The organism is Stenomitos frigidus ULC18, from assembly GCF_003003795.1.
Classification (GTDB): domain Bacteria; phylum Cyanobacteriota; class Cyanobacteriia; order Leptolyngbyales; family Leptolyngbyaceae; genus Stenomitos; species Stenomitos frigidus_A.
The window spans coordinates 1-16,027 of record NZ_PVWK01000153.1 but is presented as its reverse complement, the minus strand read 5'-3'; the positions used below and the strand labels follow the sequence as shown (position 1 = coordinate 16,027).

The 16,027-nt window shown below is 51.1% G+C and carries 13 protein-coding genes; 6 read left to right on the top strand and 7 right to left on the bottom strand.

The window, feature by feature from the left end:
• Window positions 1-107: 107 nt before the first annotated feature.
• The 5 genes from C7B82_RS28310 to C7B82_RS28280 all read left to right on the top strand — a co-directional run bounded on the left by C7B82_RS28310 (window position 108) and on the right by C7B82_RS28280 (window position 5,927).
• Entirely contained in the window at window positions 108-3,275 is a 3,168-nt protein-coding gene (locus C7B82_RS28310; RefSeq protein WP_106260381.1) for a GAF domain-containing protein, read from the top strand.
• Between the two features lie 67 nt (window positions 3,276-3,342).
• The gene (locus C7B82_RS28305; RefSeq protein WP_106260379.1) at window positions 3,343-3,720 is read left to right on the top strand and encodes a response regulator; all 378 of its coding nucleotides are present in this window, start codon (window positions 3,343-3,345) and stop codon (window positions 3,718-3,720) included.
• Between the two features lie 330 nt (window positions 3,721-4,050).
• Window positions 4,051-4,368, top strand: a complete 318-nt coding sequence (locus C7B82_RS28300; protein WP_106260378.1) for a hypothetical protein — start codon at window positions 4,051-4,053, stop codon at window positions 4,366-4,368.
• A gap of 302 nt (window positions 4,369-4,670) precedes the next feature.
• On the top strand, window positions 4,671-5,075 hold the full coding sequence (locus C7B82_RS28295; RefSeq protein WP_106260377.1) for a response regulator: 405 nt from the start codon (window positions 4,671-4,673) through the stop codon (window positions 5,073-5,075).
• A gap of 465 nt (window positions 5,076-5,540) precedes the next feature.
• Window positions 5,541-5,927 (top strand): hypothetical protein, encoded by a 387-nt coding sequence (locus C7B82_RS28280; RefSeq protein ID WP_106260372.1) that lies wholly within the window; start codon window positions 5,541-5,543, stop codon window positions 5,925-5,927.
• 200 nt (window positions 5,928-6,127) lie between these two features.
• Here the strand turns inward: C7B82_RS28280 and C7B82_RS28275 are convergent, their stop codons facing one another.
• From C7B82_RS28275 to C7B82_RS28255, 5 genes are all read right to left on the bottom strand, one after another.
• Window positions 6,128-7,354 (bottom strand): catalase family protein, encoded by a 1,227-nt coding sequence (locus tag C7B82_RS28275; protein ID WP_219904747.1) that lies wholly within the window; start codon window positions 7,352-7,354, stop codon window positions 6,128-6,130.
• A gap of 213 nt (window positions 7,355-7,567) precedes the next feature.
• On the bottom strand, window positions 7,568-9,010 hold the full coding sequence (locus tag C7B82_RS28270; protein ID WP_219904746.1) for a Dyp-type peroxidase: 1,443 nt from the start codon (window positions 9,008-9,010) through the stop codon (window positions 7,568-7,570).
• A gap of 62 nt (window positions 9,011-9,072) precedes the next feature.
• Window positions 9,073-10,383 carry a hypothetical protein gene (locus C7B82_RS28265; protein WP_106260368.1) on the bottom strand — a complete coding sequence of 437 codons (1,311 nt, stop codon included), beginning with the start codon at window positions 10,381-10,383 and terminating at the stop codon, window positions 9,073-9,075.
• 360 nt (window positions 10,384-10,743) lie between these two features.
• Window positions 10,744-11,175 (bottom strand): hypothetical protein, encoded by a 432-nt coding sequence (locus C7B82_RS28260; RefSeq protein WP_106260367.1) that lies wholly within the window; start codon window positions 11,173-11,175, stop codon window positions 10,744-10,746.
• A gap of 75 nt (window positions 11,176-11,250) precedes the next feature.
• Window positions 11,251-12,174: a hypothetical protein gene (locus tag C7B82_RS28255; RefSeq protein WP_106260365.1), complete on the bottom strand. Its 924-nt coding sequence runs from the start codon at window positions 12,172-12,174 to the stop codon at window positions 11,251-11,253.
• Between the two features lie 406 nt (window positions 12,175-12,580).
• Here C7B82_RS28255 and C7B82_RS28250 point away from each other — a divergent pair, with 406 nt between their 5' ends.
• Window positions 12,581-14,344, top strand: coding sequence for a peroxidase family protein (locus tag C7B82_RS28250; RefSeq protein WP_106260363.1), 1,764 nt, complete (start codon window positions 12,581-12,583; stop codon window positions 14,342-14,344).
• Window positions 14,345-14,487: 143 nt separating this feature from the next.
• Here C7B82_RS28250 and C7B82_RS28245 read toward each other — a convergent pair whose 3' ends face one another.
• Both C7B82_RS28245 and C7B82_RS28240 read right to left on the bottom strand, forming a co-directional pair.
• Window positions 14,488-14,628, bottom strand: coding sequence for a phospholipase effector Tle1 domain-containing protein (locus tag C7B82_RS28245; RefSeq protein WP_219904745.1), 141 nt, complete (start codon window positions 14,626-14,628; stop codon window positions 14,488-14,490).
• A 34-nt stretch (window positions 14,629-14,662) separates the two neighbouring features.
• Window positions 14,663-15,862, bottom strand: a complete 1,200-nt coding sequence (locus C7B82_RS28240) for a succinate--CoA ligase subunit beta (protein WP_106260361.1) — start codon at window positions 15,860-15,862, stop codon at window positions 14,663-14,665.
• Between the last annotated feature and the right edge of the window lie 165 nt (window positions 15,863-16,027).

Sequence of the window (16,027 nt, the reverse complement as noted above, 5' to 3'; positions counted from 1 at the left end):
GATTGGCGGAGTGTTTACGTTGCCCTTCATTGAGGCTTATCTCATGAAGACCTTGGTAAAATATCGGTTTGAAGTCATCATATTGCCTGATACCTGGGGGATGAGTCATGAGTCAAAGATCACGGATTATCCTCATTGTCGATGACTCCCCAGAAGACCAAGCACTCTACCAGCGCTATTTGCTCCGCGATAGTGAATATTCCTACACGTTTTTAGAAGCAGCTTCAGTTCAACGCGGACTAGAGCTATGGCAGCAACAGAAACCCGATGTCGTGCTGCTGGATTATCACCTCCCCGATCGAGACGGACTGGAATTCCTGGCTCAATTGCAAGCCGTAACCCAACAGTCTTACCTGCCAGTGATTATTGTTACAGGTCAGGGCAATGAAGCGATCGCGGTGCAGGTAATGAAAGCAGGCGCACAAGATTATTTGATCAAGAGGGAGATTACCCCAGGGAAGCTGCATCTGGCGGTGAATGGAGTCATTGAAGCAGCACGGCTACACACCCAGCAGCAATTTGAGCAGCAGCGACTGGTCATGCAGATGAGCCAACGGATTCGACAGTCGCTCAATTTACAGGATATCTTGCAAACCACGGTTGATGAGGTGCGGCAGTTCCTTCAGACCGATCGTGTGATTTTCTTTCAGTTTTCGGCTGAGTGGGGCGGAACGGTTACCGTTGAGTCAGTTGGGGATCCAGCCCTGTCAATCTTTCCCTTTAATATCTATGACCCCTGTATTGGCGAGACCTATGTCGAACCGTTTAAGCAGGGGTTGGTGACAGCCAAAGCTGATATTTACAATGCTGCTATTAGCCCCTGCCATATTGAATTTTTAGAGCAATTTCAAGTAAGGGCAAACCTGGTTGTTCCCATTCTCAAAAATGACGAGTTATGGGGTTTGCTTGTGGCTCACCACTGTACTGCGCCGCGCCCGTGGCAGGATTCAGAGATCAGCCTGCTGCGGCAGCTTTCAGCGCAGGTCAGTATCGCCCTTCAGCAAGCGGCATTGTTTGAACAGGTACAGACTGAATTGCTAGAGCGCAAACAAGCTGAAGTAGCCCTGCGCCAATCGGAGTATCGCTATCGAACACTGTTTGAATCCATTGACGAAGGCTTTTGCGTGATTGAAATGCTGTTTGATGCAACCAACACGCCATACGATTATCGCTTTCTGGAAGCGAATCCAGCCTTTGAGCAGCAATCGGGATTGGCACAGGTAGTCGGTAAAACAGCGCGTCAATTAATGCCCAATCTCGAAGACCATTGGTTTGAGATCTTTGGGAACGTGGCGCTAACAGGCGAACCAATTCGGTTTGAAAATGGCGCTATGCCATTGAACCGCTGGTTTGATGTGTATGCGTTCCGACTTGGGCAACCATCAAGCCAAAAAGTTGCCCTCGTTTTTAAGGACATCACTCAGCGCAAACAAACCGAGACTGGCTTACAGTCACTCAACACTGGGTTAGAGCAACGGGTTGCAGAACGAACCGCAGAGCTAACCGCCATTAACGATCGCCTGCTCGCCGTGCTGAAGGAACAGGTACAGACGGAAGCAACTCTCCAGCAGCAAACCAGACAGGAACAGTTGCGCTGGAACGTGACCCAGGCGATTCGGCAATCCCTGGATCTCAACGCCATTCTCAACACAGCAGTTGCAGAGGTAAGGCAAACCTTACAGGGCGATCGCGTTGCCGTCTACCACTTTCAGCCTGATTGGAGTGGCGATTTCATTGCCGAATCGGTCAGTGACGGTTGGGTCAAACTGGTAGAACCAGAGGTTCAAAAAGTTTGTGAGGATACACATCTACAAGACACGAAGGGCGGTCGCTTTCAACGGCACGAAACGTTTGTGATTCCAGATATTTATGCGGCTGGGCTACACTCCTGCCACATTGCCTTGCTAGAACAGTTCCAGGCGAAAGCGTATGCGGTCGCGCCGATTTTTTCCGGCACCACGCTCTGGGGTTTGCTGGCCATCTACCAAAATGCGACTCCACGCCATTGGCAGGTTTGGGAAATCGAGCTCTTGCAACAAATTGCCAGTCAACTCTCGATCGCCCTTCAGCAATCCGAACTCTACGGACAGCTTCAGGTTGAGCTGAAGGAACGGCAGCAAGCCACAGCCGTGATCCGTGAAGCCGAACGACGCTGGCGATCGCTGCTAAATAACGTGCAGTTGATTGTGGTTGGTCTGAACCAGGAGGGCACTGTCAACTACGTCAATCCATTTTTCTTGAGCCTGACTGGGTACCTTGATTCAGAAGTGATCGGCAAGAACTGGTTTGAAAACTTCTTGCCACCGTCTACTCAGCCGTCCATGCAAACTGTTTTTGCAGAAGTTTTAACCCAAAATGCTCATCCCTATCATCAGAATGCCATTCTGACCCGTTCCGGTGAAGAACGCTTGATTGCCTGGAACAACACGATGCTAAAAAGTTCTGACGGAGCCATTGTCGGTAGCATCAGCATTGGTGAGGATATTACCGAGCGGCAGAAGGTTGAGAAAATGAAGGATGAGTTCATTTCGATCGTCAGCCATGAACTGCGTACGCCCCTAACCTCTATTCGCGGTTCGTTGGGTTTGTTAGCGACAGGCATGATGGATGATGAACCCGTTGCCATGAAGCGCATGATTGAGATTGCCGCCACCGACACCGAACGTCTGGTGCGACTGGTCAACGATGTGCTGGATCTAGAAAAGTTAGAAAGCGGCAAAATTTCATTGGTGCGGGTCTGGTGCAATGCTGGTGACCTGATGCAGCGATCGCTGGAAGTCATGCAAAACAGCGCTCAGGAAGCAGGCGTTCAGTTGGTGGTACAGCCCTTATCGCTACAAATCTGGGTTGACCCCGATCGCATCATCCAAACGTTTACCAATCTTCTTAGCAACGCGATCAAGTTTTCCCCATCCGGCGGTACGGTTTGGCTCAGCGCTGTCGTAGCGGACAGGGCGGCAAGGAAAGCAGGGGAAGTAGGGGAGACTATTCAAAACTTCAAAAACCCCTCCACGCTCCACTCCCCACTCCCTACCCCTTACATCCTCTTCTCGGTGCAGGATCAAGGGCGCGGCATTCCAACCGATAAACTAGAAAGTATCTTTGGTCGCTTTCAGCAGGTGGATGCGTCTGATTCCCGTGATCAAGGTGGCACTGGCTTAGGCTTGGCCATCTGCCAGTCGATCGTGCAGCAGCACGACGGTCGAATCTGGGTTGAGAGCCATTGGGGGCAAGGCAGCACCTTTTTCTTTGCCTTGCCGTTGCAAACCCGGTGAAAGCCGTTAGCCGCGTCTTCAGAAGCAGAGTGGGTAGCAGAAACAGCGTTGGTAACAAGATAAAGTCATGACAACAAAACGCATCTTAATCGTGGACGACGAAGACCGCATTCGCGAAGTCGTACGCATGTGTTTGGTCAAGCTCGCCAAATGGGAAGCGCTGTCTGCAGCATCGGGAACGGAAGCCATTCAAATCGCCGCCGTAGAGCAACCGGATGCCATTCTGCTGGATGTGTCGATGCCGGGAATGAACGGGGTAGAAACCTTTCAGCAACTGCAAGCGAATCCACAAACTCAAGCCATCCCAGTGATCTTTCTGACTGCTAAAGTGCAACCTACTGAACAGGCAGAATACAAGCAGCTCGGAGCAGCGGGATTAATTGTCAAGCCCTTCGACCCTATTCAGATTGCCAGGGAAATTAGTCAATTGCTGGGGTGGGATTAACGAAGGACGGTAGATTGATAACGGTCGGCAATGATCGTAGGGCCATGGCACTGCAAGCCCACATACGGAGTTGGCATGCTTGGGTTCTTTAAGGCGCAAGCCTCAGGCAATCCTTGCCAACCTTAATCTTTCTTTAAGATTTCAGGCAGTTTCTCCATACTTTCTCCATCTTTTGTTTCTAATCTGAATCTTTAGCAAGTGGAGTTCAAGGTCAGTTATCTTAACGGGCTAGCACTACCTTGTCAGGCTATGCCCATTGCTTGAGATTAAGACCGATCGCTTCCAGCATCAATCGTTTGGTAATCATCAGCCTTAAATGGAGAGGTGAAAATGTTGCAAGGATTGCTCAATCTAACCTTGGCAGGAGTCAATCAAACTATTGAGGACGTTTTGGACGAGTATCCTGTTCATCCATATCAGTCAGCGTTTGCGATGCCTGAATTGCGTCAAAAGCTGATTGCCCATATTTTTAGCCAGGTGCCCCCTCGCCACGTTGAAGGTGTACAGGCATCGTCCAGCGCCATTCAAGGTAACCACTATACGCGGTTACAGGCACGGCTACGGATGGAAATGCTGGTGCGTGGCAGCATTCTGCATATCCTGCGCGAAAATGCCGTCTGGCTGAGTCGTCATTTTTCTAATGTTTAAAGTCAGCGCACGCTTTTCGTCGTCTGGTCATTGATGCGGGTGGGGAAGCAAAAACAGTCAGTAATGGTGAAGACGAGCAGTGTATAGGCAACTTAGCCTGAGTGCGATCGGGTCGCGCTCATTTTTTTTGATAAACGTTTCGGTACCACTCCGGTCGAGCGGCACCGACTTAAGCTTTTGTTAAGCATTCAGACGCTTTCTCCATACTTTCTCCATCTTTTGTTTCTAAGCTGAAACTGCAGTAAGTCAGTTCTTCATGGCAACGGTCAGGCGAGTGAAAAATACTCTGTTCATATCAGGTTATGCCACCGCATACGCTGGGGGTGCTTGAAGTGGCCACCAAGCGAATTTTAGTCGTAGATGACGAAGCCAGCATTCGGGAAGTCGTGGCGCTCTGTCTACAACGGCTGGGTGGTTGGGACGTGTTAACCGCTGCCTCAGGGCGTGAAGCCTTAGAGCAAGCTCAAGCTGATCAACCCGATGCGATCGTGCTGGATGTGATGATGCCAGAGATGGATGGGTTTGCCTTCCTGCAATACCTCCGCTCTGATCCGACAACACAGCCCATCCCGGTTGTGTTACTTACGGCGAACAGCTACCTCCCCAACCCACAGCTCTTTCCCAAATTGGGCATCGTACTCACCATTTTGAAGCCCTTTCAGCCGATCGATCTCGTTCAGCAAATTGCTCAGGCCATGGGTTGGTAAGCTGCTGCTGGAAGAAGCCTTTCGATCGCCGTTTCAAGAAGACGTTTCGCAACAAAACGTCGTCAAACGTTCTGCCATCTCCAGAGTTTCTCCAGAATTTTCTTCTATGTTCAGCTCAGAGCAAATTGAAGCATTACCTAAAGCTCTTTTTGACTGACGCTCTTGGTTCGCTTAATTAATAAGGGTTTTACGATGAACGCTTGCCCCTGCTGCTCTAACTCAATGCTTCGCCACGTTCGCCACCATGAAGTGTACTGGTTCTGCCGTAGCTGCTGGCAGGAGATGCCCTTAATCGAGTCATCTCCCAGTCTCATGTTGCTTTCGTCTTCGTTCGAACGTCGGTTTGCGTCCTGCCCTTTACCTCGATCGCTTGCCACACTTTAAGCCATTCACCAGTTTCACTTTTTGCCTAGCCCGCTGACAGCAACGCTCTCATTCTTACCACTACTTAAAGCCCTAGACGTTATGAAAATCATCGATCAGCCCTACTCATGTCAAATGCCCAGTCAAGTCTCTGGTACCTGGCTACTGCAATGTCATCTCCGCATTTTTCAGGCGCGTACCAAAGTACACACCGTCCTGATCACTGACATGGGGTTTGAGATCGGTTGGTTTAATCCCTTCGTGATTGAAAAGCTGGTCGATCAGATTGTGCAAGAGTTTCATCTCAATCCTGCCAAATTAGTCTGGATTGAGCACTACGCCTCAGACTATCGAGAGTTCAGCTTGGCTGCTTTTAGCCAGGTCGTGTTTGAGTGGCAGCACGGCAAAGCGACGAACCCTCAATGGCTTTCTATTGCGCCTGAAGTCGCCCAAGCCTTGATCAGTGAAGATGTACGACTATCCGCTTAGGCTGTCGTTACAGCTCATTCAGCGTCATTGCTGTGTTGTGTAGCGCAATCAAGCTAACCATCGCGGCTTTGGACGATCGCGGCTTTTAACTAGCCTTGAACCCAAAAGCCAGATGCCAACCACTCAGACAGCTTTGCTCATCGATGATTCTGACACCGATCGCATCACCTACGATGCCGCTGCATGACTCTGCGAACCGCTTACTCAAAGACCTCGTCTCCCGTTGGTTCGTAGTGAGGCACAGCGTTCATCGTCTGCCGCAGCTTCGAAAGTTCCGCATACATCCGTTGTCGAGCACGGCTTTGATTGCCCAGCGGTCGATGTTCGGGAAGGCAGTGCCACGGATTGTAGGAGAGACGTTTGGCAAACTCCATTTGCGCTGGCGAGTCGAATGTCTGTTGAGGGAGGCGTAGCGTTGCTACCGAAACGCGAGGCGACAGCTTCTCAGGCCAGAGCACAGCATTGTTTTCGATCGGCATCCGATGTGGATCGGTTTGCAGCTGCAGGCGAATGTCAAACTCCACAGCTTCTTCAGCCAGCGTAGCAACCATCGCATCGCGCAGATAGTCATCAGGAGGACGACAAGGCAGCCGTGGAATGGGCGTCCGTTTCGTTGTTGTTGGCCATACTGAATATTGCATTGCCTGCCCCTCTCCCAATAGGTAGGGAACGCAGCTAAAGTAGGGCGCTTCAAACGGACTGCTCTGTGTCTTGATCCACAGCGACTGCATGATCAGATCCAGGATGTGGGGGCGATCGAGGTTGACGAAATAAAAGAGTTGCGCGTTTTTCAGGCTTTCAATCTGCAACTGCGCATTTGCCTTGGTGTCCGGTGTGACGAAGGTTGGTGTGGAAACACCGAACATGTCTTGCGTGAACTGCTCCTCATCCATCAACTTCGGGCCAGGCACACCCATCAACTTGATGCTGATGCTCATAAAACCCACATCGTCGATATCTGGTGTGACGTAGGGGCCGGGACCAGAAAACCGCACCCAGGCACGGAACGTCTGTGGCTGAGCGAAGATGCCGTGCCGGAACGCTGCTGGGATATCGTCATGAACAATAAACTCGCCACGCACAATGCCCTGCGTTTTTGTGTTGCCACCCCGCTCAAAGCCTCCAGGTTTCCAGAGTCCACGCATCTGCTGTTCAAAGGTGGTGATAATAGAGTCGAGGTACGCCTCTTCATCCGGCAGCGGCTTTTCCTCAGCAATTTTCAAGCCTTCGTCGGGGCGCTTCATATTGATCAGCGCCGTGGTCAGGCTCGCGATCGGATCTCGCAGGACGGCATCGAACGCGGGTCGGAAACAGGGATCAATCCGGCGTTCCATCTGCAACAGGAAGGTGGCTGTATTGCTAACCCAATTCAAAAAAGCGGAGCCAGTATTGGCAGGTGGCACCGGACGACTGGTATTTGAGTTCATGGCTGAAAGGCTTCAAAGGAGAATGACATGGGCATGGTGAGGCATGAGCGTTTGGGGCGTTGCTGATTTGAGCGATGAATTTCGTCGGGGCGTTTCGCGTTTCTTGTGTGCCTTGGCTATAACGCCCTTACAGCCGAGGCAGGAATGCACAAATCATCCCCAGATTCAGCGACGCCGTTTTTGCGATGGCACAGCGTCAAGAGAAAGGAAACCTCAGGCAAGGGATGCGAGATACCGACAGGCTCGGATACTCGGCAAGAAAAAGTAAGCCCCTCCACGCACTACAACAAAGTTGGGAAGACCCGTCACACGTTTTCTAAGGGGTTGAGCCTGTTCGGTGAAATGGGTAGCGGCTCCGGCATCACCGGGAGCACGATCGCCCACCAGCGGATCGGTATCGCTATAAAGCCCGTTGAATTTGGGGCTGTTCATCCAGGTCTGCTGAACAAACTCAAACTGACGGGCGATATTTGCGCTCACACAAATGAAGTGCAGTCCTCTCTCGCCAGAGTCCTCCGTTTGCAACAGGTCCTGGGGCTTTAACGAGTCGGTCAAAGGCGTTCCATAGGTGCGACCGCGCCGCAACAGTCGATGGGTTTTGTTCACCGCGATCGATTTTGGCGTGCCGGGTTGGGGGGCAAGCGAGTCGCGCGGGTTGGAGCGTCGAATATGGGCACCCATCGGACATTTGAAGCCATGAGGATCAGCATCATGGTAGGCAAACTCATCTTTATCGCCGCTGTCTGGGCGATCGTGATCCGGCGCTTTCACTAAGGGCGTCCCGCTGGGCCAACGTCCCACAAGCTTGGAGGCCAACCGCACGCGAGCATCCGGATCACTGGTGCCATCGGCGTGTTGAGTCGCACCCTCCAAAAATTGCCAGAAGGCCTGTACCTTTTGGCTCAATTGTCTGAACACGACATAGCTCCCGTTGCGCCCCAGATCATGCCCTCCAAAGCCGTTTTGCCCCTCTGGTAGAAGGTTCTGCCGATCGTGTTGGGCGCTGACGGTGGGGGTTTCTGTCAACAAGCCATACTCATTGGGATAGCCCAGAATAAATTCGCCCGCTTTGATCGTGTTGTCGGGTGATCCCGTTTTGCTGAGTCCCTCCACAATGGGTTGCCCGATCGCGTCTCGAAACCCGAAGTGCTCCCGAAAGCCGCCGTGCTCATCTTTCAATGTGAAGGTGTCTAATCTGCGGATCAGCGTCACGCCATTGCTGGCGAAGGCTTCTGCAAAAGCTTCATAGAAGGTCATAAGCCTCGCATCATCCGTGGCATACAGCAGCAGCAAGATGTGGATGGATGGCGAGTGGGTGCCGCCCCAATCCCACACAGCGGGTGCATTGTCTCCATGATCGCCCAGCACGCGGCTTTTGTAAGGTGGCGTCATCCCTTCCCGAAACTCTGTTGGAAAAGTATCCAGCATGGCTTGATCCAGTCCCAACGCGCTCAAACCATCATAGGTAAAGGCAAGATTCAGGCAGGTTTCGGACGGATGATCCTGACCATTTTGGATGCGATCAGTCAGCGTACCGAGCCAGCGTCGGGCTGCTGCCGCGTCCTGAATGCCCAACAACACAAAACAAGCCGCATCCAGGTTAGAGTAGCCCCGAATGATAATGCCTTGAATATCTTGGAGTTCGAGGGTGGACATCATGCAGTGTTCCTAAAGAATGAGAGTCGGACGATCGCGCACGTTGTTTGTCGATCAATGGCTTACAAGCGACGCAGCCACGCGTCTGTTTCGGTTTGGTTCAAGGGTTGGCTCAGTCCGGCACGTATCGCGGCATTGTTTTCCAAATTGACCGCTGTCAGTTGTGGATAAGCCGTATACCAAACCTGGGTCACAATCTGACGCTGCCGGAGAAACGCCTTGAATGCCTGTTCATCTTTCGCGCCATCCAACACCAACCACCGCGTCTTGGGATACCCAACTCCGTTGCTAAAGACGGCATTCAGCCCCCAGGCAACCTTGTTAATAAAGTCATTCATGTAGCTTTCCAAGCTGCCGTCATAGTTACTCAGAAACAACACGCGCCGTCCTTCATCAATGATGATCCAGCGCGCGAAATGAATGGTGTCTACGCCATCCAGATTGAGTAAGGGCACCCCGGCAAGGTTGCCATGATTGAAAACATGACGCGCCGTGAAATTAACGAGCCACAGCAGCACTCTGACGGTCGCAAGGCGAAAGAGACCCGGTTTGATCAACCCCACTGCACTGAACTGATTTTGCACCGCATGGTCTTCTCGAATCGCCAGTTCATCCCGTTCTTTACCACTGAGCCGGAGCCGATCCTGCTGGGCATCCCGTGTTTCCTTGAAGCGCAGAATGGCTGCGTAAAGAGGAGCGAACGGCAGAAAGGCTAAGCCCAGCACCAGGATGAGCAGCAGTCCTGAAAGGAAATGGATGGTTTCCCCAAGCCGTCGTGACAGACTGGGTGACGAGGCTGGAGCCAACGCCCAATGGAGCGATCGCTCATCTTTGACAAACGCTTGGATTGCCTGACGCACCTTAATGCCATCCCATCCTAACCACGCCTGCTTTGCCTGTTGTTGATCGGCAAACGTTTCGACCTGCTCACGCAGTTTTGCTTCTTGCTGCACTTGCTGCACCGTCCGATTGACCGTATTGACATAGAACGCCTGAACCTCGACCTGATGGGCATAAAGGTAGGCTAAACGGCTCTGTCGAGTGCGCTCACCGGGATCTGGATACCCAACGCAATGAGTGTAGATCTCATCCAGACCCTCCCCTGCAAGATCCACCAGATCGTTGAAGTACGCTTCTAACGGCGCATCAATTTCACTGGAAAAGGCAAGGCTGGCTTGAATCACCTTGTTATTGGGATCGCGAGATTCTTCCAGAATCACGAAGCGGGCAAAATGAACCTGGCTGAACCGTGCGAAGGGCACGATCGGGTTCGCTTCCACCTCTTTGCTCATCATCCCTAGCAATTGCTTGAGCTGACTCATGCCATCAGGCTTGATCTTAGTAATGATAGTGAGTGGAACTTGGTGTGCCATGATCCATAACTCAGTTTTAATAGAACTTTGATGAGAACTCTGATTAACCGGTGGGATGATGGGAAAGCACTCATCACCGATCGCGTCCTTGTTTCATTAGCCTTCCGTTTTTAAGAGGATGTTCGAAACACCCTCGATCGTGGCGTCACCCGCCCGTGATTGAATGAAAGTTAAGGATTCATTTGGATAATTTATAGCGTCTCGCTCGCGAGCGAGGCTACAGCTATGACTGGATTTAATTTTTAACTTCCATCAACGGGTTTCATCCCATCCGCCCGTGATTTTCACAATCACGGACGGGATGACAACAGAGTGACAAGGTTTTCTATCCGTCTCAAACATCCTTTAACGAACCTCCGCTTAGAATTCCAGGATGAAATTCAAAACTCTCGTCTTGCCCCAATACGCCTGCCCCAGATAAAGACCTGGTGCGACTTCTCGAATTTCGTCTCGAATCTTTTGGGCAACAAAAGAGGTTTTGGAATAATCCAACACAATGGCTTCTCCGCCATCAACCCAACTATCACCTTTATAGATCTGCGCTTTCACTAATTGAATGCCAAACGGAGAAACTTTGTTGAACAAGTATGCAGAGTCACGATGAAACACTTTTCCTCTCCAGGCTAAGCCCTTAATCAAGGGCATCAGAACCTTGCTGAATAAGGAGCCTGGGATCACCATTGCAGTACCCTGGCTATCCCCATCAGGCAAAGCACCTATCGGACTTTTCTTGTATAAATCATCTAGCTCAGTCTGAGACATTTTAGTCATGTCTGCTGTTGTAATGGTCATTCCACTCACCTCGTTATGTTGGGTTTTGAGAAGCCCTATCCGATCGCATCAAACGCCTCCTGATAGCCGTTACGTTTATTGATTACGAAAGCGCTGATGCCTAAAGAACAGTCGCCGATCGCCATAGTCAGAAGCGACAAATGCAGACGTTGTTTCGATCGAGCCCATCAGTTGAGCGTTTTGTCGATCCTCTAGTTGATCAACTCGATCGTCGCTAACGTTTGCTGGGTCAACCCCATAGACTGAAAACAGCGACGTTCCCGGCGCGATTGTGGCTAGATCCGTTCTAAAATCATGGGGTGGCGTTTCAGCAAACTGAACGTTGTCATTGGGCACTAAGAAGAGGCGTAAGGGATAGTGAGGCGTTGTTTCTACCTGCCCATCTTGACGAACCACTCCTAAATTTTGAAGGTCAAGCTTGGTCGGAAAGTGAGAGGCTCGCCTGAAGATTAGATTGATTAGTTTCGGACCCAGACGATTGACAACAGGGACGATGTTAGAAAACTCGTTAGCAAAAAAGTTGTAGTTTTTACCTTGTCCATCCAGCGAAACCAGCGCCGAGAAATTGGCTGACGGTTGTCCATCAAGGAAGAACTTGACCGCAAGCCCAGGTGCAAAACCGCGATCGGCTGGATTTCCCGTCAAGGACAGCCGTAAGAGCCCATAATCAGCGCCCCTAAATAAGCCTGTAAAGGGCGTCTCTGCAGCTGGAACAAATCGAATTTCCGCCACACTGGCGTGAGCATGAATGGCTTTTTTCCAATGTCGTGGCGCTTCATCGGCCAGACAATCCATCTTTTTGTTCAAGACAGTCAGGAATAAACCAATGACATCGATCTTTTTAAGGGCAGGAAATCGCTCGTATTGAGAGAGCAAAATGCGTTGATGCCACAGAAAGCTCTGCTTCTCATCAGCCTTCCAGGATGGGTAGTCAGTGGGTAGAGAATCGTTCTCCTGGTCCCCACTTTTAGGTTGTGTAATCTTCTCAAAGCTTTGCATCGTTGTTACAATCTAGCAATAAGTTTTATTGAGTGAATATTAATAAATGCCCAAAGCTTGAGCGACAGCCCGTTAGATAACGGTAGTATTTCGTCGAAAAGCCACTTGCTCGGTTCTCGACCAGTCATAGTCAGTGGAGGCGAAAGAAGCGCAACCAACTCGTGCATAGGTGCATAAGGCATTAGGGCAACTCAGCGCTAATGTGAACCGGTTCTGTTCTGTTCTCGGCTATTCATGCACGCTATTCTACAAAGCTCATTGCAAATCTGATAGTACCCGAAAGGGTGCTGTTACTGCCGCCAGAACTTGCTAGAGTGCGTCTGCCAGCGCTTTTAACGGGCGCTGCTAACAGAAAACGGCTGTGTTAATTTTTTTATTGCCTAATTATTTGTGAGGCGATCGCGCAATGTCTAAAACGCCCTGGCATCGGCTACCAACCCCTCTAGCCCTACTCGAATTATTTAAGTTTCGTCAAGTGCTGCGAGATCAGAATCTTCATGACACATCACAGCTACCGCAGAAAGAGAAACTGCCCCAAGCACCTGCTCCCAGCCCCGATGGTCGTCACTTGACTGCCCGCACAGCTGATGGCAGCTATAACGATCTTAACCATCCAGAAATGGGCATGGTGGGCACCCGGTTTGGACGCAATGTGCCCTTAGAAGAGGCCAACGTGGATGAGGCAAACTTGCTCACACCAAGTCCTCGCCTAGTCAGCAGCAAACTATTGGCACGTGAAGCATTCAAACCCGCTACGATTTTGAATTTGTTGGCTGCTGCCTGGATTCAGTTTGAAACGCACGATTGGTTCAGCCATGGCAGTAACCAACCAGGTCACAAAATCAATGTGCCTCTACCTGCCGATGACACCTGGGAGCAGGAGCATCATCAACCCCTGGCGATCGACAAAACGCTGGATGATCCCACACGCACAGGTGATACAAAGCATCCTGCGACCTTTATTAATCACGAAACGCATTGGTGGGATGCCTCACAAATTTACGGCAGCAGTCAGGAGCGTATTGATGAGCTGCGTTCTCATGTGGATGGAAAAATGCAGCTTGGGGACGATGGGTTGCTTCCAGTTGATCCGGCAACGGGCATCGATCGGGTGGGCAATCCAGGCACCTGGTGGCTGGCAATGGGATTACTACATACCCTGTTTGTCAAAGAACACAATGTGGTTTGCGATCATCTCAAGCGGGAATACCCAGACTGGAAGGATGATCAACTGTTTGACCATGCTCGCCTGATTATTGCCGCGCTAACCGCAAAAATTCATACGGTGGAATGGACTCCGGCCATTTTGCCCCACCCTGCCACTAAGATTTCGCTCCATGCTAATTGGTGGGGCATTCTGGGGCCTGACTTCAAACGCATTTTTGGACGAATTGGCGACAGCGAAATTCTGAGTGGCATTGTGGGTTCGTCCACGGATCACCACAGCGCGCCGTACTACCTGACTGAAGAATTCACTTCTGTCTATCGGATGCATCCTTTGGTGCGCGATGAGTATGAATTTCATTCGATTAAGACTGGCAAACTGATTCAAACGAACACGCTGTTTGATTTATTCGGCAAACAGGCTCGTGGGCTGATGGAATCCATACCGATGGCAGATCTGCTCTACTCGTTTGGCATCATGAATCCAGGAGCCGTGACTCTGCACAACTACCCCCACTTCCTACGGCAACTGGTGAAGGAGAACGGGGAAGCATTTGATCTGGCCGCTGTGGATATTTTGCGCGATCGAGAGCGGGGAGTGCCCCGTTACAACCGCTTTCGTGAATTGCTCGGCCGTGGCCGCGTGAATTCATTTGAGGAGATTACCAGCAACCCACAGTGGGCAAAGGAACTGCGCGAAGTCTACAACAATAATGTAGACAGTGTGGATTTGATGGTTGGCTTGTATGCAGAAGATTTGCCGGAAGGCTTTGGCTTCAGTGATACGGCATTTCGGGTGTTTATTCTGATGGCGTCCCGACGGCTCAAGAGCGATCGCTTTTTCACCAAAGACTACCGGGCTGAAGTCTACACTCAATTTGGGTTGGACTGGATTGAAAAGAACACAATGTTGACCGTTCTGCGCCGCCACCACCCCGAACTGGCACCCGCTCACACTGGTATCGATAATGCCTTTGCTCCCTGGGGCGTCTTCATGCGCCCGTAGTGAGGAGCCGTTGAAGGCGTCGATCGGCAGCTTCAGAAGACGCCTTCAAGACCCATTCAAAGACTGGCAGTAAGCATCTAGGTCTTTTTGATGCGCGGCAAGATTTTTCGGACGGTAGTCAGGGCTACCACACCAGCGCTGTCTCACAATCTCGTGTAGTTCTGCATGGGCACCCCATCACTGGCCATCGGCTCCACCGCCTGTGCAATTTTGACCACGTTGGTGGGGCAAGGGTTTGCCAGTTTATTCCAGGTGCCATCACAGCAGACAACAAGGCGTTTCATCGATCGAGCGCTCCCTTAAGACGTTGCCCCCTACTCACGAATTTCGAATCGCCGCGTTTGCCAGCGCTACAGCCTGTGTAACGGCTTCATTAAGGCTATCAATGAGGGGCACGTGAACACTTTCCAGTCGCGATCGAGCCAGATCACGATCGCGACCGACCAGACGCACAACCAACTGAGGAAACCGCGTTGCTTGTGCAATCAGCGCGTCAGGACTGAGCTCACTAATCCTACGAGGCTTACGGACCCGACTCATCAAAGCCTTGGCAATCACTGCGGCAATTTCATCACAGGGAATCAGCCCACTGACCAGGTTAATCAGCAAGACTCGCACCTGTTTTGTTTGCACCATCTGCTCTAGCCCACGCTCTAGCTGGTCACGCAAAGCAGTGGGTGAGGCATCCCATTGCGTTTCACCACCAATATTGAGAAAGACGGCTGGTTTACCACCGGCCTGCGAAACGGCATCCATCGTTGCCATCATCAGCCCCGCTCCGTTGCACAGAATTCCCACCTGCCCATCCGCTTCCATCACGACAGGAGACGTGCTCAGGTGTCCAGGTTGGTTAACATCTGACTTGGCAATCAGGGCTGACAAGTCGGGATGACGCGCCAGAGCGTCATCATTCACGGTAATTTTGCCATCGAGTGCCATCACCTCACCAGTGGCGGTCACACCCAGCGGATTAATTTCTACAAGGTCTAAATCATGCTGGACAAACAGCCGATACATTTTCTCCAGCATGCCGCTAACTGATTCGATGAGGGCACCCTTAAGCCCCATCTTCAGCGCCAAGCGACGAGCGTAATACGGCGAAAAGTCCTCCTCGACCACTACATGCTGCATCTGCTCAAGTGCAGTTTGCACATCAATACCGCCACTTTGTGAACCCAATAGTACAGGGCGGCAAATCGATCGATTCAGCACAACTGCTAGATAAAACTCGCGATCGACATCGTACTTCGCTTCTGCCAGTAGGACAGTGGGATATTCGCCCATGATCGGCAAATTGAAGATTGTCTGTGCTGCGGCTACGGCATCGATCGTATTTTCCACAAAGCGCACACCACCCACGCGGCCGCGACCACCAATATACACCTGCGATTTAAGCACCACTGGGTAGGGAATGGTCAGCCCTTTGAGATCCTTGGGGCGATCGATGCGTTGAGACGGCAACACCGGGATGCCCATCTCACGAAATAATTCCTTCGCCTGATACTCCAACAAATCCATACTGCTGCCACCTTTCCCTCTAACAGAGCTTGTTCTAAAGATAGACCTTTCTCTGGTCTTCTCTCTACCGTGCTACCGATTCCGTGTCTACTTAGGAGATTTCTGGCAAAGAATTTACCCAAGCTTCTAGAATATTCTTATGTTCTTGCAAAAAGTAAGGCACAA

Coding starts and splice junctions, on each gene's coding strand:
- C7B82_RS28310 (WP_106260381.1), top strand. CDS start 108: ATGAGTCAAAGATCACGGATTATCCTCATTGTCGATGACTCCCCAGAA.
- C7B82_RS28305 (WP_106260379.1), top strand. CDS start 3,343: ATGACAACAAAACGCATCTTAATCGTGGACGACGAAGACCGCATTCGC.
- C7B82_RS28300 (WP_106260378.1), top strand. CDS start 4,051: ATGTTGCAAGGATTGCTCAATCTAACCTTGGCAGGAGTCAATCAAACT.
- C7B82_RS28295 (WP_106260377.1), top strand. CDS start 4,671: ATGCCACCGCATACGCTGGGGGTGCTTGAAGTGGCCACCAAGCGAATT.
- C7B82_RS28280 (WP_106260372.1), top strand. CDS start 5,541: ATGAAAATCATCGATCAGCCCTACTCATGTCAAATGCCCAGTCAAGTC.
- C7B82_RS28275 (WP_219904747.1), bottom strand. CDS start 7,354: ATGAACTCAAATACCAGTCGTCCGGTGCCACCTGCCAATACTGGCTCC.
- C7B82_RS28270 (WP_219904746.1), bottom strand. CDS start 9,010: ATGTCCACCCTCGAACTCCAAGATATTCAAGGCATTATCATTCGGGGC.
- C7B82_RS28265 (WP_106260368.1), bottom strand. CDS start 10,383: ATGGCACACCAAGTTCCACTCACTATCATTACTAAGATCAAGCCTGAT.
- C7B82_RS28260 (WP_106260367.1), bottom strand. CDS start 11,175: ATGACCATTACAACAGCAGACATGACTAAAATGTCTCAGACTGAGCTA.
- C7B82_RS28255 (WP_106260365.1), bottom strand. CDS start 12,174: ATGCAAAGCTTTGAGAAGATTACACAACCTAAAAGTGGGGACCAGGAG.
- C7B82_RS28250 (WP_106260363.1), top strand. CDS start 12,581: ATGTCTAAAACGCCCTGGCATCGGCTACCAACCCCTCTAGCCCTACTC.
- C7B82_RS28245 (WP_219904745.1), bottom strand. CDS start 14,628: ATGAAACGCCTTGTTGTCTGCTGTGATGGCACCTGGAATAAACTGGCA.
- C7B82_RS28240 (WP_106260361.1), bottom strand. CDS start 15,862: ATGGATTTGTTGGAGTATCAGGCGAAGGAATTATTTCGTGAGATGGGC.